The organism is Clostridium sp. Cult1 (assembly GCF_021655095.1).
GTDB lineage: Bacteria > Bacillota > Clostridia > Tissierellales > Tepidimicrobiaceae > Schnuerera.
This window is the reverse complement of record NZ_PPXW01000001.1, coordinates 1295434-1316642: the sequence shown is the minus strand read 5'-3', so window position 1 is coordinate 1316642 and position 21209 is coordinate 1295434. Positions and strand designations below refer to the sequence as shown.

Here is a 21209-nt window from a genome sequence, read left to right as displayed (position 1 = left end):
GTTAAAGTATTCACTTAAAAGGTTATTTCAATCTTTAATAACATTATTTATTGTAATAACGGTAGTATTTCTTCTCATGCGACTAATGCCAGAGGAAGGCTATTTTGGAGATGGATATGAAAAATTAGATGAAGCGCAAAGAGAAGCCATATTAACTAGTATGGGACTTAGAGATCCTATACATATTCAACTAAAGAACTTTTATTCAGATCTTATATCAGGAGATTTAGGTGAATCTATTATTTATCGACCAAAGGTGCCTATTGCTGAAATCCTTAAAACTAAAATTCCCTACTCAGTACGATTTGGATTAGCCGCCATGGCAATTTCTTTAATTTTTGGGATATCATTAGGTATTGTAATGGCAAGAAGTAAAAATCAAATATGGGACAAGGTGGGTACTGGTTATATAGTATTCATTAATGCTGTTCCTGCTGCAGTCTATTATCTATTTTTACAACTATATGTAACGGATATTTTAAAACTTCCAATTCTATTTAATCCAGACAGACCTATTAGCTGGATACTGCCTACTATTTCCATGTCTTTAGGAGGAACCGCCTCCTATGCCATGTGGATGAGACGTTATATGGTAGATGAATTAAACAAGGACTATGTAAAGTTAGCAAGAGCTAAAGGGTTAAGGGATAAGACTATAATGGTGAAACACGTCCTTAGAAATGCTTTTGTACCGATGGTTCAGTATTTGCCAACCTCTCTTTTATTTACCATATCTGGTTCTATATATATTGAATCTTTATACTCTATACCGGGAATGGGAGGGCTATTAGTAGATGCTATTCAAAGGCAAGATAATACTTTAGTTCAGGCCCTAGTCCTTATATACTCATCTATAGGTATAATTGGGCTATTCTTAGGAGATATTTTAATGGCAACTTTAGACCCAAGGATCAAGTTGGATAGAAAGGCAGGTGCTAGATAATGGATAATTCTCTATTTGAATTTGCAATCTATGATGAAACTAAAGCAGAGAGAACAGGATATTCTAATTATTCTTATTGGAGATCTACAGTTCAAGTATTTATGAAAAATAAGGTAGCTGTATTTTTATTATTTTTGATGATAACGGTCTTAGCCTTCACAATGATTCAACCTTATTTACCAGGGCAAAAATCCCCTACTAAAATTCATATTGATGAGGTAACCAATATGCAACTAAGAAATCATCCTCCTGATTCTGAATTCTGGTTTGGGACCAATTCCATTGGTCAGGATCTATGGGCTCGTATTTGGAGTGGCACTAGGACTTCATTATTAATTGGATTTTTTGTTGGCTTCTGGGAAGCTATAATAGGCATTATAGTTGGGGCGTTATGGGGTTACGTTAGACGATTAGAAGCTATTATTACTGAAATTTATAATGTATTGAACAATATCCCTACAACCATAGTATTAATACTTTTAACCTATATAATGAAGCCTAGCGTATTTACCATGATATTTGCCATGTGTATGACAGGTTGGTTAAATATGGCTCGATTTGTGCGAAATTTAATAGTAATCATAAGGGATAGAGAGTATAATTTAGCTTCCAGATGTCTAGGTACACCTACTAATAGAATAATTACTAAAAATTTATTACCTTATTTAGTTTCGGTAATTATGTTGAGAATGGCCTTAGCTATTCCTGCCGCTATAGGTTATGAAGTTTTCTTAACCTATATTGGACTAGGTCTTCCCGTAAGTATCCCATCTTTAGGAAATTTAATCAATGAAGGTAGAAGGGTGATGGGAGTACCATCCTTACGTTATCAACTCATATTTCCTGCTGTAGTCCTTTCCATAATAACCATATCCTTCTATGTAATAGGTAATGTCTTTGCAGATGCTTCAGATCCAAGAAATCACGTATAGGAGGTGGCTTAGATGAGGAATTCTGATATAATATTGTCGGTTAAGGATTTAGTAGTTAAATTTAATTTGAGAGGTAAGATTTTAACTGCCATAAGAGAAGCATCATTGGATCTGTATGAGGGAGAAAGTTTAGCAATAGTAGGTGAATCTGGAGCAGGAAAGTCTGTTTTTACCAAAACTTTTATGGGATTGCTTGATGCCAATGGATGGGTAGATTCAGGTAGTATATTATATAAAGGAGAGGATTTAGCTAAGTATAAGACAGAAGAGGATTGGATAAATATTCGAGGTAAAGAATTTGCCATGGTATTTCAAGAACCTATGACTTCACTTAATCCTTTAAAAACTATAGGAAGCCAAGTAGAAGAAGCAGTAGTGCTTCATCAAGGATTGAAAAACCATAAAGCAAGAGAAAAAGTGATTGAAATACTAGAAGATGTGGGAATAACGGAGCCAGAAAGAAGATATTATCAATACCCTCATGAGTTTTCTGGGGGAATGAGGCAAAGGGTAGTTATAGCTATTGCAGTGGCCTGTAATCCTAAGATATTAATCTGTGATGAACCTACTACTGCTCTAGATGTGACAATACAAGCCCAGATATTAGGTTTATTGAAAAACCTGCAAAAGAAGTATAAACTGACTACCATATATATTACCCATGACCTTGGGGTAGTAGCTAATATAGCCGATAGAATAGCTGTAATGTATGCAGGTGATATAATAGAAATAGGAACCTGTGAAGAAGTATTTTATAATGGGCAACATCCATATACTTGGGCCTTGCTTTCATCTTTGCCCCAACTAGGTGTTAAGGGAGAGCCTTTATATTCTATTAAAGGAACGCCGCCAAATCTTTTTAATGAAATAAAGGGAGATGCTTTCGCACCTAGAAATGAAAAAGCTTTAAAAATAGATTTTGTGGAAAGACCTCCCTATTTCCAAGTAAGTCCTACTCATAAGGCTAAAACTTGGTTACTAGACCCTAGGGCACCAAAGGTAGAACCGCCAGAATCTATAAAAATTTTACGTAAACAATGGCAGGTGAAAGCAAATGGATAAAAAGAAAAAAGAAATATTATTAGAAGTTAAAGACTTACACATAGAGTTTGGAAAGAAGAGAAAGGATAAATTTGTTGCGGTAGATGGTGTAAGTTTTCATATCTATAAAGGAGAAACCTTTGGATTGGTGGGAGAATCTGGCTCAGGGAAAACTACTATTGGTAGGGCTATTACCCGTATAGTAGAGACTGCTGGTGGAGATATATTGTTTAAAGGTCAGAAGATAAATGGAAATATAAGTAAAGAATTAGACAAGGAGCTAACAAGGAAGATTCAGATGATATTTCAAGATCCAATGGCTTCTTTAAATGAACGAGCAAAGGTTGATTATATCGTATCTGAAGGCTTATATAATTTAAAAAATTACAAAGATGAAGAGGATAGAAAAAGAAAAGTAGAAAAAGCATTATTAGACGTTGGGTTATTGCCAGAGTTTGCTAGTCGTTTTCCCCACGAATTTTCAGGAGGACAAAGACAAAGAATTGGAGTTGCTAGGGCTTTAATTATGGAACCAGAGTTTATCATTGCTGATGAGCCTATATCCGCCTTAGATGTTTCTATTAGGGCCCAAGTTTTAAACCTTTTATCGGAACTACAAAGAGAAAAGGATTTAACCTACTTATTTATTGCCCATGATCTGTCGGTAGTAAGGTTTATTACTGATAGATTGGCTGTAATTCATAAGGGTAAAATTGTAGAAATGGCAGAAACGGAAAAACTTTTCAAAAACCCATTACATCCCTATACCAGAGCATTACTTTCAGCTATACCTTTACCCGATCCAATAAGGGAAAAGAAAAAGGTATTAGAGATATATGACCCAAGCTGCCATAATTATGAAAAGAATCCACCTAAGTGGGTAGAAATAGAGCAAGGCCATTATATTTTGGCTAATGACAAAGAGATAGAAGAATATAGAGGAATATTAAACAAGGCTTAATGGAGGGATTTTGTGGAGAAATTAGCTATTATTATAGATACTATAGGGCCGTTAAAGCAAAAAATAGGCTTTAATAAGGAAGCTGCTGATGAAACTTTATTTGGTAGATTAGTAACCATATTAAGAGAAGAGAAGGATAATTGGTATTATGTAGAGACTGATTATAGATATAGAGGGTATATACACGGAGATTATCTATTAATAGATGAAGAAAAGGCAGAAAAATGGGATAGGGAAGCTAAACATATGGTAAGATGGGGAATAATAGATGTGATGAAAGAACCAAAATATCAAAGCTATAGTAAAAAACTATTAACAAGGGGAGCTATAGTCCAATTGACAGGTAATACCAATAAAAAGTGGGCAGAAATTATAATGCCTACAGAAGAAAGAGGCTGGGTAAGACAAGAATTGATAGGGGATAGGATTAAGTTAGGTAAAATAGATAAAGAAAGTGAGTTACGAAAAAAGGTAGTTAATACAGCCCTTACCTATATGGGCACTCAATATAGATGGGGAGGAAAAACCCCTTTAGGAATTGATTGTTCAGGTCTTACCTCCATATCCTATTTAATAAACGGTGTTGTAATCTATAGGGACTCTCAAATAAAAGAAGAATTTGGGATGAGAAGAATATCAAGAGAGGAGATGAAACTAGGAGATTTATTATATTGGCCTGGTCACGTAGCCATGTATATTGGAAATGATAAATATATCCATTCTACTGGCGCCTCCGGAGGAGTAGTAATAAATAGCTTAAACCCTGGCCATTCAGATTATAGGGAGGATTTAGCAAATATAAAGGAAATAGGAACTGTATTTTAAACCTGCTTTTAATAGCAGGTTTTTACCTTTTAGTATCTATATTGCAAAAGGTGGAATACTATATTAAAATTGAATTAATATACTAAAGGAAAAGAGGATATATGTGAAAAAATTATTTTTATATTTTATATTAGGCTTAACCCTTTTATTGACTGGGTGCATTAAAGATGGAAAAATTATTGATAAGGATAAACCGAAGGAAGATAAATCAAAAGAGGAATCAGAATTAGATAAAGAATTGGAAAGTAAAGACAATATCGAAAAGATAATAGACAAAATGACATTAGATGAAAAAATAGGCCAGCTAATGATAATAGGGATAAATGGACTTACAATAGATGACCACACAAAAGAAATGATTGAGAAATATCATATAGGTGGATTTATTTTATTCAAATATAATATTGCTGATGAAAATCAAACTTTAGAGCTATTAAATAATCTAAAGAAAGTCAACTCAACTAACCCTATACCTTTGTTTTTATCCATAGATGAAGAAGGAGGAAGGGTGTCAAGACTTCCAAATTCCTTTATTAAATTACCAGCAGCTAAAAGAATAGGTGATATAAATGATAAAGATATTTCCTTAGAATATGGTAAAATAATAGGGAAGAGGTTAAAATCCTTAGGATTTAATATGAACTTTGGACCAGTCTTAGATGTAAATTCTAATCCTCAAAATCCAGTAATAGGGGATAGAGCCTTTGGCTCTAGCTCTAAAACAGTAGTAGATAACGGAATGCAAGTAATGAAAGGAATTAAATCAGAGAATATTGTTGCTGCTGTAAAACATTTCCCTGGTCATGGGGACACTAATATGGATTCTCACATAGATTTACCAGTTATAGAAAAGGATTTAAATGATCTGGAAAAAATAGAGCTTGTTCCTTTCAAAGAAAGTATAAAACAAGGTGTAGATACTATAATGATAGGTCATATACTTTTTCCCAAGTTAGATAACCAGTATCCTGCTACATTATCAAAGGAAATTATAACAGGGCTTCTTAGAGAAAAATTATCCTATGAAGGCCTAATAATTTCTGATGATATGACTATGGGAGCCATAATTAAAAACTATACCATAGAAGAAGCGGCAATAAAATTTTTAAAGGCTGGTGGAGATCTATTGTTAATTTGTCATGGCTATGAAAACCATGTAAAAATTATTAATAGGATAAAAGAAGAAGTTAACAAAGGCAGTATCTCTGAAGATGAATTAGATGAAAAGTTATATAGAATCATTCAAATAAAAGAAAAATATAAATTGGAAGATCATTTAATAGAAAGACTAGACATGGATACATTGAATTCTAAAACTCAAGAACTAATGAATAAAATAGATAAAAAGAACTAAAAAGGGTTAATTAAAGGTAAGGAGGTATAAATATATGAAAAGGGTTATAGGAGTAGATTTAGGTGGTACGAGTATATATGGAGGCTTAATCAATGAAAGGGGAGAAATATTGAAGAGAGTTAGCAGAGCTACAGACTCGGAAGGTGGTAGGAATGTAGTCCTAGGTAAGGTTAAGGAAGTCATTGAAGAATTAATTGAAGACGAGAAGATTGAGGCTATTGGATTAGGTTCTCCTGGATTTATAGATGTAAAACGGGGAGAAGTATTAACTATAGGTGGAAATATAAAGGGATGGGCAGGTACTAAGATTAGGGAAGAGTTGTCAACAGAATTCAAAGGGATACCAATTTTTGTAGAAAATGACGCCAATGTAGCAGCCATATGTGAAGAATGGTTAGGATCTGGGAAAGGATTGGATAGTTTTATTATGTTAACATTAGGAACAGGAGTTGGAGGAGCAATTTTTTCTAAAAAGTCTGGAATATGGTATGGTATTAATTATCAAGGGGCTGAGCTAGGGCATACTATTCTATATCCTAAGGGAAGATTATGTGGCTGTGGACAAAGGGGTTGTGTAGAACAATATATATCTGGAAATGCAGTAGAAAATACCTATTTAGAGCTAACGGGAGAAAAGCTGAAAGGAAAAGACATATTTAGCAATTATGAAACGGATGAGAATTCTAAAAAAACAGTGGACAAGTTTATTATGGATTTGGGCACCTATCTAATATCCATAAAAAATATATTTGACCCTGAGGGAATTATAATTGGTGGAGGTGTCATTAATTCTAAAGAGTATTGGTGGGGGAAAATGCTAGATTATTATCATAATAATTGCAATAGTTCAAAGGGAACAGAAATTTTACCAGCTCAGTTCTTAAACGATGCAGGTATGATTGGAGCTGCAAAAGTAGCTTTGGATAATATTTAGGAGGAGTAAAATGATAGATAGAATAGTCTATTTAGGTCCTTATAACAACTCTAAGGCTCATAAATTATTTAACAAGGCTATAAATTATTTAATGCAAGATAAAGGAAATAACTTTTATTATATATTACCAAATGGAAACTTATTGGAAAAATGTAGGCAAAAGATGATTGAACAGATAGAAGGAACTTTTAATATTAACCTATTTACTTTTGACGATATAGTAGATAGGCTATTAGAAAATAATTTCTATACTTATATAGATGGAGAAATGAAAGAAGCCCTTATTTCCAAAATACTAAAGGAGTTAAATAGTAAAAGTAGATTAAAATATTATAAAAGTATATCTACTAAAAAGGGTTTTGTTAAAAGCCTAGTTGGAATTATTGGAGAGATAAAAAGGTCCTTAATAACTGCTGAAGAATATCTAAGAAAATGTCCAAAAGAGCCATTTTATTTTGAAATAGGACTAATATATAAGGAATATGAGGATCAATTGAACGAATACGGTCTAATAGATAGAGAAGAAAGCTTCTTTAAATCTTTATCCTTATTAAAGGAGGACAATAGCTTTTTTGATGGTTTAGATTTCATTATTATAGATGGTTTTTTTGATTTTAGGGCTCAAGAATTAGAATTGTTGAAGGAAATAACTAAGACCAAATGTCCTATATATATTAATATGCCCTTTAATAGGAGCAAAAATTTCAATACCCTTTTAGAAACTATAGAATTTCTTAAAGAATTAGGATTTAAAATAGAAAATGAGGAGAATGATGAAAAAGTAGAACTAAATTATTATGAAAGAATGGCCAGTATTCTATTTAATGAATCAGAAAACAATATAGATCCTAATCCTCATATCCATGTGGTTAAGGCAGCCAATAGTTATTTGGAGATGAAAAAGATTTCAGAAAGAATAAAGATGCATAATTTAGAGGGCATAGATTTAAATGATATGGCTGTAGTACTTACAAATCCGAATGAATATAAGAATACTATGTTTCAGGTATTTGATGAAGAAGGGATTCCTTGTTCTTTAAATGAAGATACTAGTTTAATGGAAATTCCACTAATTAAAGAATTAATACATATTCTGAAAACAAAAGAAAACTCTAAGAAGACAATTATCAATAGAATTAAAACCAATTATTTTAACCTTTGCAGTATAGAAGAAAGAGAGAAAATAGAATATTTTCTAAGAAAGCTGAGATTTAATTCTATAGAGGATTTAATCCAAAGAAATGATGAATATATTTTCTCATATAAGGAGGATTTAGAATCTATTTTACTAATCATAAAAGAGGAAATGGAATCCATACCATCACATGGGTCCATAAAAGAATATATATCAATTATTTTATCTCTTATGGGAAAATACCAGATTGAAGAGAAGATATTGGATATCTACAATTTGACAGGTGATTTTAATATATTTCACAGAGATATTTCGGCTTTCAATAAATTTAAGGAAATTTTAGACAATATCTTGATTCTTTCAAATATAATAGAAGGAGAAATTTCTTTAGAAGAATTACTGATATTATTAGACAACTATCTGGAAAAGGAAAGCATAAAGAAAGTCCAAGGCAATTCTAGAGGAGTAAACATTCTTACTCCTGTAACTACTAGAGGACATCAGTTCAAGGTTCTATTTGTTGTAGGACTTTCACAAGGAAAGTACCCTAATTTAAATGAAAGTAATTTTTTCTTTAAAGAGGATAATTATAATGAATTAATAAACATAGGACTAGATATAAAAGATTATTATGAGAAATTAGATAAAGAATCTATTCTATTTACCACTGTTATTGCTGCTTGCACAAATATTTTATATTTATCCTACTCTGAGAATGCTACTGAAGATGAGAAGGACATACCATCTATGTTTTTAGATGAGATATTAAATAGCATAAATGGGGAGAAAACGGAAGAAAAAGTAAGTTTTATAAAGGTAGATATGGATTATATTATTAAAAGCAATACAACCCAATTAACAACCAAGAAGGAAGTGCTCCAATATATACTTGAAAAGTATTATGAAGGAGAAGGTGAAGATATACTCTTTATGTATAATGATATAGATAATAATGGCCTTAAAGAAGTAAAGGATAGGATTTTATGTGAAATAAAAAGAAATAAGAATGAATTTAATGAGTATAGTGGTAATATTGGAGATGAAGGTATAATAGAAGATATTAAGAATATTCATAAGGGGAAGATCTACTCCATTAGCTATCTAGAATCCTATGGAAAATGTCCCTATTATTTTCTGTTAAATAATATATTGAATGTAGAGGAAATGGAAAGAGAGTTTAGGGATTTTACACCTTTGGACAGGGGTATTATCAACCATGAGGTTTTAAAGGAATATTATTATAATTTTAAAGGAGAAATCCAGGAACATATTGAAGGAAAACGGAATTTTAATATAGATGATACCTATAGCTATATAGTAAATAAAGTAGAAAGAAAGATTAAATCTTTAGGAATTAATTTAAATTCAAAACTTTGGCAGTTAAGAATAGAAAACAATGCTAATAGAATATTGGAGTTTATTAAATCCGATTTACTTAGACTAACTAAATCGAAGAAAAAAATAGTGCCTATGGATTTCGAGATTATTTTTGGAAGAAGAAAATCTTTTGAAGTAGAAATAGATGATTTAAAGATACCATTTGCTGGAGCAATAGATAGGATGGACAAGTATATTGATGAAGACAAATATATAATAATAGATTATAAAAATAGCGATTATAATATTAGAAATATTGATCATATGAGATCAGGATTATCATTACAATTACCACTGTATATATTATCTCAAATGGATAAGACAATAGTAGGAGCCTTATATGGAATTATATCAACAGGAGAATTCCAACTAAAGATAGGTAATGTAGAAGAAAAAGACTTAGTAAGTAAAAGAAACAAAGGTGCAATTACTGAAGAAGAATTAGAGGAATTATTAAATACAACTAAAAACTATATTAAATCTTATATAGAATCTATTCATAAAGGAGATTTTTCAGTAAATCCAATGGAGTGTTCACCTTATTGTATCTATAAAGATATATGTAGATATAAAGAGGTTTGGGAGGTAGAATGATGGGTAATACAAGAGAGCAGAATCTAGCAATTACCACAATAGATAAAAATCTGGCTGTAAATGCTGGTGCTGGTACTGGGAAGACTAAAGTACTTACAGAAAGGTATATTTATATATTGGACCATGGTAATTTAGAAGAAAACAAAGAAGTAGAATCCATTGTTGCCATAACTTTTACTAAAAAGGCTACCCAAGAGATGAAAGAAAGGATTAGAGAAGAGATAAAGAAAAGATTTTCTTTAGGTAAAAGATGGATTAGATATTATAGAGATATGGAAAAATCAAATATTTCCACCATCCATAGTTTCTGTGGTAATATTTTGAGGGACAATCCATTAGCAGCAGGGGTTGACCCTATGTTTACCGTGTTAGATCAAGATGAAGCTAATCTATTACTAGAAGACATTATATTGGAGGAAATATTGGAGTCCATTGAAGAAGACGAAAATATTTATAAACTAGTAAAAATATTCAATAGGGATGATTTAGATAAAGTAGTATTAGAAATAAAAGCTATTTATAACAAGATTAGGACAGTAGGTTATACCTTTGAACAAGTAAAAGAGATGACCCTAGATTTTATAACTAGTGTACAAATATCTACAGAGGATATTCAATATATTAAAGATAGTTTTTTATATTTGATGGATAGATCCAGAAAGAATTCCAAGGTTGAGAAATTGAAAACAGATAGTATCTGGTTAAAATTCTTTGAAGATAAATATGGAGAGGAAGATTTGATTCCTATTCTAGAATATCTATACGACAATATTGGAACCAATTCAAAGGAGACAGATAGAATAGAGAGCTTGAAGGAGACCATAAACAAAGTATTCCTTATTAAAGAGAAGGAATACCTATGGATATATGAAGGACTTTTTCAAATATTAATAAAAATAGATACTAAATATAGTAGTAGCAAAGACGAGTTAGGAAGCTTAGATTATGATGATCTACAAATTTTGGTTTTAAGGCTATTAGAGGATGCATCTATTAGGGAAAAATACCAGAATAGATTTAAATATATTATGGTAGATGAATTTCAAGATACCAATGAGCTGCAGAAAAAGATATTCTACAAACTCTGCTCTAAAGATAAACCATTAGATAGAAACAACCTTTTTGTAGTTGGGGATCCAAAACAATCCATATATGGGTTTAGAGGTGCAGATTTACAAGTTTTCTATCAGGTAATGAAAGATATAGAAAGTTTTTCTAATGAGAAAACTATTACTTTAGATAAGAATTTCAGGACTGTTGATACCATAATAAAATTTGTAAATTCGCTATTTAATAAATTAATGGGTGCCAGATATATAAGTTTGAAAAACCATCATGTTTCTAAAAATAAGATAGATATAGAAATATTAGAGAAAGAAGACTTAATAGCACCTATCAATATAAGTGAAGCAGATTATAATACCTATTATGAAAGCAGGTTGATAGCTAGTAGAATAAAGGAATTGGTAGAGGAAGGTGGCTTTAACTATGGGGATTTTGCTCTATTATTTAGGGCAACAACTATGGATTATATATACGAGGAAGCATTGATGGAATACGGTATCCCCTATTATAATATTGGAGGTAAAGGATTTTATCGAGGACAAGAAATAATAGATCTGGTGAATGGTCTAAAAGCCATAAGTAATAGATATGACACTATTTCCACTATAGGTTTTTTAAGAAGTCCTATGATTGGAATTTCAGATAAAACCTTATACTGGATTTTAAGGCATAAGGAAAATTCAATTTTAGAAACATTGGATAAAGATATTAAATATATCCAAGAAGATGAAAAATATAAAATAAAAGATGCAAAAAAAATACTAAAGAGTTTAATGGTAAAGAAGGGACTCTACGGAATATACCCTTTACTAATAGAACTTCTTAATAATACATATTATATCGAAAGCCTTATGTTATATCATGGAGGTAGGCAATTAGTCTCTAATGTATATAAATTTTTAGAATTGGCCTTAGACTTTGATAGAAATACCTCTGGTTCTTTAGAGGATTTTATAGATTATATTGAAAGGTTAAAAGATACAGATGAATCTCAAGCGAAAATCCAATCTGAGGATGCAGATGTAGTAAAGTTGCTGACCATCCATAAATCCAAAGGGTTACAATTTCCTGTAGTGATAATACCCCAGATGTCTAGAGGCTTTAATTATCAACAACCTTATATATTATTAAATAAGAATAAAGGAATTGGATTTAAATATGATAAAAAATCTCCATTTTATGATAAAATAAAAGAAGATATAAAAGTCATTGAAGATGAAGAGAATAAACGTTTACTATATGTAGCTATGACTAGAGCAGAAAAAAGATTGATAATTGGCAATCAAGGAAAAGATAATGGATTTAAAAAGATGATTAAGGATTTAATAGATTTAGATCATGTGGAAATTATAGATAGAGTGAAGATCAAGCCCCAATTAAAAGAACCTATTAGGGAACTACATGATAAATCATTTCAGACTAAACCTTTGGATAGTAAAAAATTTCCACTGCTTCATGTAATGGAAGGGTATAATCAAAAACTATTTTCTAGAATTAGTCCTTCCCAATATCTGGAGTTTAACCAATGTAGAAAAAGGTTCTTCCTTAATTATTATAATAGGATTTCTTTAGATTTTTCAAACTCTAATACTAGAGAAACATCTTCCATTCTAAATCCAATTAATAAAGGAAATATAGTTCATAAATTTTGTCAACATTATAAAATCGGCATAGAGCCTGATAAACTGTTGAAAAAGGTGGTTAACTCCTTTGGATTAGAATACGATGAATTCATAAAACAAGAACTTAGCCCTTATGTGAAGAATTATATACGATACCATAGGGAAGATTATGACCAGGTATATTCTGAAAAGGAGTTTTACTTAAAAGTGGAAGATGCTCATCTATATGGTATAATAGATAGAATAAATATTAAAAATGGAAAAGCAGAAATATTGGATTTTAAAACCAATAGAGTATATAATAAAGAACGACTAGTAAAAATATATGAACCTCAATTGCAGCTTTATGCTAACGCATTAAGAAAAATTGCCAATATGGAAGTTGAAAGGGCAGCTATACTATTTTTAGAAACAGGAGAAATAGAGGAAATAGATGTAAGCAAGGAAGGTTTAGAGAAAAATTTTGAAAATATTAAAGAATTTATTCAATTTATAAATTGCAATAATTCCATTGACCAATATGATAAATCCAATGAATGTGAAGGGCATTGTGAATACAGTATATTATGCAATATTGACTAGGGGGATTAAAATGGAAAATTATATAAATTGTGAAGGTGAGGTTAAACTTTATTATAGAAAGGATATACCAGAAGGTGTATTAGCCAATGTAATTATCAACCATGGATTTGCTGAACACCTAAATAGATATGATTATGTGACTAAAAAGCTAAATGAAGCAAAAATTGGAGTTTATAGATATGATTTGAGAGGCCATGGCAGAAGCAAAGGGCTAAAAGGTCATATTAATAGTTTTATGGATTTTGTCCATGATACAGATAGAGTGGTTAATATGGCAAAGAGTGAATACCCAAATATACCTTTATTTATGCTAGGACATAGTATGGGAGGTTTTATTACCTGTTTATACGGTATTAATCACCCTAATAAACTAAAAGGACAAATTTTTTCAGGAGCAGCAGTTAGAAGACTACCTCAAGTAAAAGGGATTAAGGGAGATATATTTAATTTATTAAATTTGATTGTTCCTAATATGAAGATAAAAAATCAACTCTCTAAGGATATATGCAGTCTGCCAGAAGTTGTTGAAAGATATGAAAAGGATCCGCTGGTGCTTAAGGAAGCAACATTGAATTTTTATGTTCAATTTTTAGTAAAAGGAACTGGCTGGATAGGAAAAAATATTGAAAAATATAATTATCCTTGTTTAATCATCCATGGTGAGAAAGATAAAATAGTTCCAAAAGAAACAGCTATATTTTTGTATAATAATATTGTATCTAAAGATAAAGAAATTAAAATCTATGATAATCTATTCCATGAAATATTAAATGAGAAGGAAAAGGATAAGATATTACTAGATATTATAAATTGGATATATAATAGATTCAATGGAGAAGGACAAAAGGTTTATTGATAAAATAGGGAGGGAAGATATGGACTATTTTACAATATTAAAGCCGGGACAGAGACTTAGGCAAATTAGAAAAAGATTAGGTTTAACTCAAGGAGATTTGTCAGCTGAAAATATGTCAAAAAACTATATTTCAATGTTTGAAAATGGCAAAAGGCCTATTAATGTAATCAATGCAACTTATCTTGCAGACATATTAAATTCAAAAGCAAAAGAAATGGGAATAAACTTGAATATTACTTCTTCTTATTTTATTAAGAGCGAAAAGGATATCGCTAAAGAGTTATGTTTAGATAGTTTTAATATAGTATTAGATAAAAGTAGTAGAAATAAACATGAAAAATATAGGGAATTATATAAGATAATATATCTGTCACAAAAATATGATTTACCAGATTTATTGGCAAAAGCGTTAAAATTAAAGGGGAAGTTTCTCTATAGGGAAGGCTTATATTCCTGTGCTATCACCCATTTTTCAGAAAGTCTACTACTTTTTTTTAAAGAAGGGGATATTAATGGAATAAGTAAATCTTATCTAGCTATAGGTCAATCTTACTTTATGGATAATAATTATGAAATGGCAATAACCTATTATAATCTAGCAAGTTTATATGGAAATGAAGATAAGATACTTTACTATAAAGCCTTATCCTATTATAAATTAGGAAATATTGTAACAACGAGGGGCATTTTAGATAGGATTATTTTTAAAGACGAAAGAGTATTGGAATTGGAGAAATATATATCTAATTTTATATAAATGGAGCGATTTATATGTTATTAATGGGAATATTATTTTTAATTCTTGGGATCTTTGCAATATTAAATCAACGATATACAATTATAAAAGTAGGAAATGAAAGAAATATAGTTGAAAAAGCAGTGAACGAAAAGACTGGTATATATAAATATAAAATATTTCTAGGACTTTTTTCTATAGCCATTGGAATATTTTGTATTTTGAATTACATCATTTATTAAAGGGTGTGCCTATGGAAAGATATAATGTGATAACAATCATAGCTATCATTTTAGTCTTATTATTAAGTAATACTTCTTATGCTATAGAGGAAAAGTCTATTTTAATCTTAACAGATGAATTAGATTTAAGGATTATAGAAAATATTACAAATAACATTGATTTTGGAACTGGTTTTATGAACTTAAAGACAAGGAAACCTGCTGGAGAAGTAAGTTTTCATTTTTCTATAGCAGCAGGAAGGAAGGTTGGAGTAAAACCTGAACATTATAAAGGTCTATATAAAGACCAAAATGGCACTATAATCATATCAGGATTTCAAGATATGATGGATGACTTAACTAATAGAATTAAGAATGTTGAAATAAGTCTTTTAGGAGAAAGGCTAAAAAAGGAGGGTGTATCCTATATTGGAGATAACTCTGCAGCCATCATAGCTGCAGATAATAATGGCAATATTAAAAGCGGTGAAATTGAAATCCAATATAGCCAAGATTGGTTAAATGATAAAACGGATTTTTATTTATCCCAATCTAATATACTTGTTCTTTCCTATGATATAGATAAAAACAACCAAAGGGTTAGACTATTAAAAGATTATATTGAGAAATACAAAGATAATAATATTTTCATTATTCCTAGGAGTGTTCCTGAGGATATGAAGTATATTATAAATAATAATTTAGCACCTATTATCTATATTAATGGAAGTGAAGATGGAATGATAAAAAGCTCTTCTACAAAAAGGGAGGGTTTCATAACTATAGAAGATATATATGGAGAATTGATTTCCATTTACGATGAGAAAGATACTTCTATTATAGGTAATGAAATTGATACTATAGAAAGGGAAGACAATTTAAATGACTTAAAAAACCTATTTAAAAAGACTATAAATTTAATATGGATAACATATATATTTCATGGCCTTGTATATTTGGTTCAAGTTTATTCTGCTTACTATATCTATAAAAATAGAAAGGATAAATTTGAAAATATAAACTTATTGAATAGTTTTATTATAATCAATATTTTTATTGGGTTATTAATGGGAGCTTCAAGTTTACATATAAATATTGTTTTATATCTATTTATAAACTTGCTAACCTCCTATATTATTACAATATTTATGTTTGATAAGGAAATAAATACTATTGAGGTAATTGCTACCTTAACCTATGGATTGATTATTTTTGGAATCTTTTTTTATCCTGAGAATATCTATAACTCTTATATAGGATTTAATAACCTGTTTTATGGAGCTAGATACTATGGATTTAACAATGGGATTATGGGAGTCTTATTAGTTTGTTCCATAATTAGTTGCTATTTTATAAATGGTTTCCTTAAAAATGAGTTTTTAAAGAATGTGGTATCTCTAATATATATATTGATAAACATAATGGTACTATCTACTAACTATGGAGCTAATACAGGAGGATTCATAACTGCTCTTATTTTGTTCCTAATTATTATATATATAAATTTATTAGGTAAAAATTGGAGTATTAAAAACTTAGCCATTCTGATACTTTTTGGAGCTTTAGTATTTAGTATGAATATGTACTTCGACTATCTAAGCAATGAAAAAAGTCATGCAATAAACTTTTTAATAAGAATAAAAACCTATGGCATTAGTGAGTTTATTGACATGTTTAAGATTAAAGCTATAGAGTTAATAAAATTAACTTTACTACCACCCTTTAGTATAGTATTAGCTGCTCAGTGTATTTCCCTTAAAGTTCTATTAAAAGGGATTAATGGGAATATAAAGAAAGAAGTTTATACAATATTAGTTACTGGTACTATAGGTTTCTTACTTAATGATACAGGGATGATAACCTTTATATATATGACTCATTATTTAATATCATTGTTAATCTATAATGAGGAAACTCCTTCTAGAACTTAGAAGGAGTTATTGTTTTCAATTATATATTTCTCTATAGACATACTATATAGTATTCTAAGGGCAACAGAAGTATTTACTATAGAAATAATTACTAATAGCTTGTATCCTCCTAATTCATACAATAATGGACCTAGGATGGAGTATATTGTTACCGTTATTGCATTTATAGTATAAAACAAGCTCATAAAGGTACCTCTTTTTTTAGGATTTATTTCAGAGCAAAGAGTCTGATAAGCAGTCCATCCTCCATCTAAGCCTATTGTAACTAAAGTCAATAAGATAATAATAATTCCCACAGACTTTGAAAAAACTATAGGAATTAAAGCAAGAAGCACAAGAGTAAATAGGATTCTTGACAGTTTTTCTTTCCCTATTTTATCTGTAAACAATGCAGCAAATATAATTCCTACAATGGTCCCAAAAGCTACTATAGTATATACATAGCCAATTTCTACTTGATTAAGATTAAAATTATTGGAAATATATATACCTAGGAAGCTTAATAATAAAGCAGGTGCTGCAAGGATTAAAAAAACAACAATTAAAGATTTATAATTAATTGGTTTTTTGACCATAGTTAAAAGCTCATTGATATCAACTTTTACCTCTTTTGATTTCTTTGTTTCAGGCAATTTAATTAATAATAATAAACAAATAAGTCCAACAATTGTAAGAGGTATATATACATTTTTTAAGGTACCATATTTATCTATCATATTAGTTGCATATAAAGGGCTTAATAAAATAGCAATCCCAAAAGCACCTCTTAATATTCCTGAAGCTTTTCCCCTAGATTCATAGGGGACAAATTCACTTAAATAGGAGAGATTAGTACCACTAAGAGAAAAATAACCAATGCCAATAAAAATTCTACCTAAGGCAAATTGGATAGGATTATTAGAAAATCCGCTTATTAGTGTACCAGCAATATAGAAGATTAAAGCAACCATTAAACTTTTTCTTTTTCCATATTTATCAGCAAAAACTCCTAAAATTGGGACCAAAATGCCTACAAGAGAGAATCCAATATTAAACATAATTACCCAACTATCTTTAATATTAAAATATTGAGATAGAAATGGAGCCAAAGGTGCTATAATATTCATCTCCGTGGCAATAATTAGTTGAATAAAAAAAGTAGTAAAAAACATCAAAAATAAATTCATAATGTCCTCCTTAATTTTATGTACTAAATATATTATATATTATAATTGAAAAAATAAAATATAGATGATATAATATCGTTATGCGATATATTAGATAGTCTAAAGTAAATCTGGAGATGATATTATGGAATTACAAAAAGCATCGGAAGCCATATCCAATTATATTAGAGAATGCAGTAATATAATCCATACAAAGGGGCATCAAATAGCTCAAGAATATGATTTAACTTATGATCAATACCATCTATTAATTTACTTAAGCTTTAGCAAGACTCCCCCTACAATCAGTGAAATCTCTAAAAAATATAATAGGGCACAAAATACAATATCGGAGAAGATTTCCCGCTTAGAAGAAAAAGAATTAGTTAGTAGAATTGATGACTCAATGGATAGAAGGATTACCAGAGTTATTATAACTGAGAAAGGGCTAAACTTAATTAATACTATTCGACAAGAGAGGAGTAATAGGGTTACATATATTGCTCTGAAAAAGATGAATAATAGAGAAGTAGAAAATCTACTAACCAATTTAACTAAATTATATAATAATTTGAATAAGGAGGATTGAAGTTGCTTAGAAAATTTATTTCCTATTATAAACCTCATAAAAAACTATTTTTTATAGACATGTTTTTTGCCTTTTTAATCTCTGCCTTTGATCTAGTATTTCCTATGGTATCAAGAAAAATTGTTAATGAAATCATACCAGCTGCTAGGATGGATCTTTTACTTAGATGGACTATTATAATGGCTATACTATTTATCTTTAGATATATAAGTTATTATATTGTTTCATATTGGGGCCATGTTCTAGGGGTATATATTGAACATGATATGCGAAGAGATTTATTTTCTCATTTACAGACTTTACCATTTAGCTATTATGATAATACTAAAACCGGTCATATAATGTCAAGATTGGTTAACGATTTACGAGATATTACAGAATTAGCTCATCATGGACCTGAGGATCTATTTATTTCCTTGGTAATGTTGGTTGGATCTTTTATCCTTTTAATTAGGATAGAATGGAGGCTGACCCTAATAATATTTGCTTTCGTTCCAATAATGATTTGGTTTTCTATGACTAAAAGGACTAAAATGCAAGAGTCCTTTAGACAAGTTAGAAAGAAAATCGCTAATGTTAATGCTCAATTGGAAAATAGCATATCAGGAGTAAGGGTTGCCAAATCCTTTACTAATGAAGAATATGAGATTCAGAAATTTGATGATGGCAATGATCAATTTAAACAGGCGAGAAAATATTCTTATAAAGCTATGGCTGAATTTGTAGCAGGTATGGGCTTAATAACTAATATTCTCAATTTAATAGTAATTAGTATCGGTGGATATTTTGTATATTTAGACTTTATTACCTTAGGAGATTTACTTGCATATACTCTATATGTTAATTTCTTCATGCAACCTATAAGAAGATTAGCAGATTTTATGCAACAATATCAGGATGGAATGACTGGTTTCGAAAGATTTATGGAAATAATGAATATGGAACCAGATATTACAGATAGAGAAGATGCCGTAGAACTTACAGAAGTAAAAGGGGATATTCAATTTAATGGTGTTTCCTTTAGTTATACCAATGGTGAAGATAGAGTGTTATCCAATTTAAACTTAAATATTGAAGCGGGAAAAACTGTTGCTATAGTTGGCCCTTCAGGGGCAGGTAAAACAACTCTATGCCATTTAATACCAAGGTTTTATGATATTAACGAAGGTGAGATTTTAATAGACGGTAAAGATATAAGAGATATTACCCTTAAATCTTTAAGAAAAAATATAGGTCTAGTTCAACAGGATGTATTTTTGTTTACTGGAACTATAATGGATAATATATCCTATGGAGATCCAACGAAACCAGAAGAAGATATAATTGAAGCAGCAAAAAAAGCTCGTATCCATGATTTTATAATGACACTTCCTAATGGATATAATACCTATATTGGAGAAAAGGGAGTTAAATTATCAGGAGGACAGAAACAAAGAATATCCATTGCTAGATTATTTTTAAAGGATCCTCCAATCTTAATATTAGATGAAGCTACATCCGCTTTAGACAATGAGACGGAAATATTAATTCAAAAATCTTTAGAAGATTTAGCAAAGGGTAGAACTACACTAATTATTGCCCATAGACTGTCAACTATAAAAAATGCAGATGAAATATTAGTATTAACCAATGAGGGAATTGAAGAAAGGGGTAGTCATGAAGAACTATTAGAAGTTGATGCTATATATGCAAATCTATATAGATCTCAGTTTAAAGATTTAGTATCTTAAATACTTGTGTCAATTATGCCTTCTTTTGCATATAATATATTGAATATGCAGGAGGAGGTTTTATTATGGATTACAACTATCCAGAACTATATTATAGAATTTATCCAAAGGCCATTGACTCAGTAAATAGATATTTAGAAAACAACAACTATAATAGCAATATATCAGATAAAGATATGGAAGCTATGATCGATGAAGTCTATGAAAAAATGGTCTATGAATGTCCGGAGATAGATGAGGACCCTATAGAAAGAAGAGGGAGATATAGGGTAACTCAAAGGCCTTTTTATGGAAGGAGAAGACTAGTTAGAGATATTATATCTATAATAATTATATCTGAATTGATACGAAGATTAAATCCCTATGAATTTTATGGGGGACAATATTAATTATTAAGTACTAAATAGGCTTGGTTTTAGCCTATTTAGTGCTTAATTGTAACCGTTTTGTAATTAATTATTTATATCTTTGTAATGCAAAATTTTTGGGTATATAGTATTCTATATATAGGGAATTGTTCTATACATGATACAAAAATAAGTCCAGCTAAGAATTGTCAATAGTAAAATTTAAAATCACTAATAAATATTTCAATCAATTCTAGCTAAAAAAGGGTAAACTTAATAGGCCTTCTAA

General features: G+C 30.0%; 17 protein-coding genes. 16 read left to right on the top strand and 1 reads right to left on the bottom strand.

The genetic code is table 11. The annotated features are described in order from the left end of the window. From C3E89_RS06405 to C3E89_RS06345, 13 genes are all read left to right on the top strand, one after another. Positions 1–943, top strand: a 943-nt coding sequence (locus C3E89_RS06405; protein ID WP_236911637.1) for an ABC transporter permease, incomplete at its 5' end; no start/stop codon positions are given. Then, on the top strand, positions 943–1875 hold the full coding sequence (locus tag C3E89_RS06400; RefSeq protein ID WP_236911636.1) for an ABC transporter permease: 933 nt from the start codon (positions 943–945) through the stop codon (positions 1873–1875). The genes C3E89_RS06405 and C3E89_RS06400, both read left to right, overlap by 1 nt. Positions 1876–1887: 12 nt before the next feature. Beyond that, a complete protein-coding gene (locus C3E89_RS06395) occupies positions 1888–2937 on the top strand; it encodes an ABC transporter ATP-binding protein (RefSeq protein ID WP_236911635.1) in 1050 nt (349 codons plus the stop codon). Beyond that, a complete protein-coding gene (locus C3E89_RS06390) occupies positions 2930–3877 on the top strand; it encodes an ATP-binding cassette domain-containing protein (protein WP_236911634.1) in 948 nt (315 codons plus the stop codon). The genes C3E89_RS06395 and C3E89_RS06390 overlap by 8 nt, the downstream gene beginning before the upstream one ends. Positions 3878–3889: 12 nt before the next feature. Then, positions 3890–4702 (top strand): NlpC/P60 family protein, encoded by an 813-nt coding sequence (locus tag C3E89_RS13435; protein ID WP_236911633.1) that lies wholly within the window; start codon positions 3890–3892, stop codon positions 4700–4702. Positions 4703–4805: 103 nt separating this feature from the next. Beyond that, a complete protein-coding gene (gene nagZ / locus C3E89_RS06380) occupies positions 4806–6056 on the top strand; it encodes a beta-N-acetylhexosaminidase (protein ID WP_236911632.1) in 1251 nt (416 codons plus the stop codon). Between the two features lie 34 nt (positions 6057–6090). Next, entirely contained in the window at positions 6091–6990 is a 900-nt protein-coding gene (locus C3E89_RS06375) for an ROK family protein (RefSeq protein WP_236911631.1), read from the top strand. A gap of 10 nt (positions 6991–7000) precedes the next feature. After that, the gene (locus tag C3E89_RS06370) at positions 7001–10096 is read left to right on the top strand and encodes a PD-(D/E)XK nuclease family protein (protein ID WP_236911630.1); all 3096 of its coding nucleotides are present in this window, start codon (positions 7001–7003) and stop codon (positions 10094–10096) included. Further along, the gene (locus C3E89_RS06365) at positions 10096–13365 is read left to right on the top strand and encodes a UvrD-helicase domain-containing protein (protein ID WP_236911629.1); all 3270 of its coding nucleotides are present in this window, start codon (positions 10096–10098) and stop codon (positions 13363–13365) included. Before C3E89_RS06370 ends, C3E89_RS06365 begins: the two co-directional genes overlap by 1 nt. A 10-nt stretch (positions 13366–13375) precedes the next feature. Then, the gene (locus C3E89_RS06360) at positions 13376–14221 is read left to right on the top strand and encodes an alpha/beta hydrolase (protein WP_236911628.1); all 846 of its coding nucleotides are present in this window, start codon (positions 13376–13378) and stop codon (positions 14219–14221) included. Positions 14222–14240: 19 nt separating this feature from the next. Then, complete coding sequence (locus tag C3E89_RS06355; protein WP_236911627.1) at positions 14241–14978, top strand: helix-turn-helix transcriptional regulator; 738 nt, start codon at positions 14241–14243, stop codon at positions 14976–14978. A gap of 14 nt (positions 14979–14992) precedes the next feature. Then, positions 14993–15199: a hypothetical protein gene (locus tag C3E89_RS06350; RefSeq protein WP_236911626.1), complete on the top strand. Its 207-nt coding sequence runs from the start codon at positions 14993–14995 to the stop codon at positions 15197–15199. 11 nt (positions 15200–15210) lie between these two features. Further along, complete coding sequence (locus tag C3E89_RS06345) at positions 15211–17109, top strand: hypothetical protein (protein ID WP_236911625.1); 1899 nt, start codon at positions 15211–15213, stop codon at positions 17107–17109. On the opposite strand, the gene C3E89_RS06340 is transcribed toward C3E89_RS06345, so the two are convergent. Continuing rightward, the gene (locus C3E89_RS06340) at positions 17106–18275 is read right to left on the bottom strand and encodes an MFS transporter (RefSeq protein ID WP_236911624.1); all 1170 of its coding nucleotides are present in this window, start codon (positions 18273–18275) and stop codon (positions 17106–17108) included. The two genes, C3E89_RS06345 and C3E89_RS06340, sit on opposite strands and share 4 nt — an antisense overlap. A gap of 124 nt (positions 18276–18399) precedes the next feature. Between C3E89_RS06340 and C3E89_RS06335 the strand changes: the two genes are divergently transcribed. From C3E89_RS06335 to C3E89_RS06325, 3 genes are all read left to right on the top strand, one after another. Then, positions 18400–18843, top strand: a complete 444-nt coding sequence (locus C3E89_RS06335) for a MarR family winged helix-turn-helix transcriptional regulator (RefSeq protein ID WP_236911623.1) — start codon at positions 18400–18402, stop codon at positions 18841–18843. Positions 18844–18845: 2 nt separating this feature from the next. Then, on the top strand, positions 18846–20573 hold the full coding sequence (locus C3E89_RS06330) for an ABC transporter ATP-binding protein (RefSeq protein WP_236911622.1): 1728 nt from the start codon (positions 18846–18848) through the stop codon (positions 20571–20573). 65 nt (positions 20574–20638) lie between these two features. Beyond that, a complete protein-coding gene (locus C3E89_RS06325) occupies positions 20639–20962 on the top strand; it encodes a hypothetical protein (protein WP_236911621.1) in 324 nt (107 codons plus the stop codon). Positions 20963–21209 lie beyond the last annotated feature (247 nt).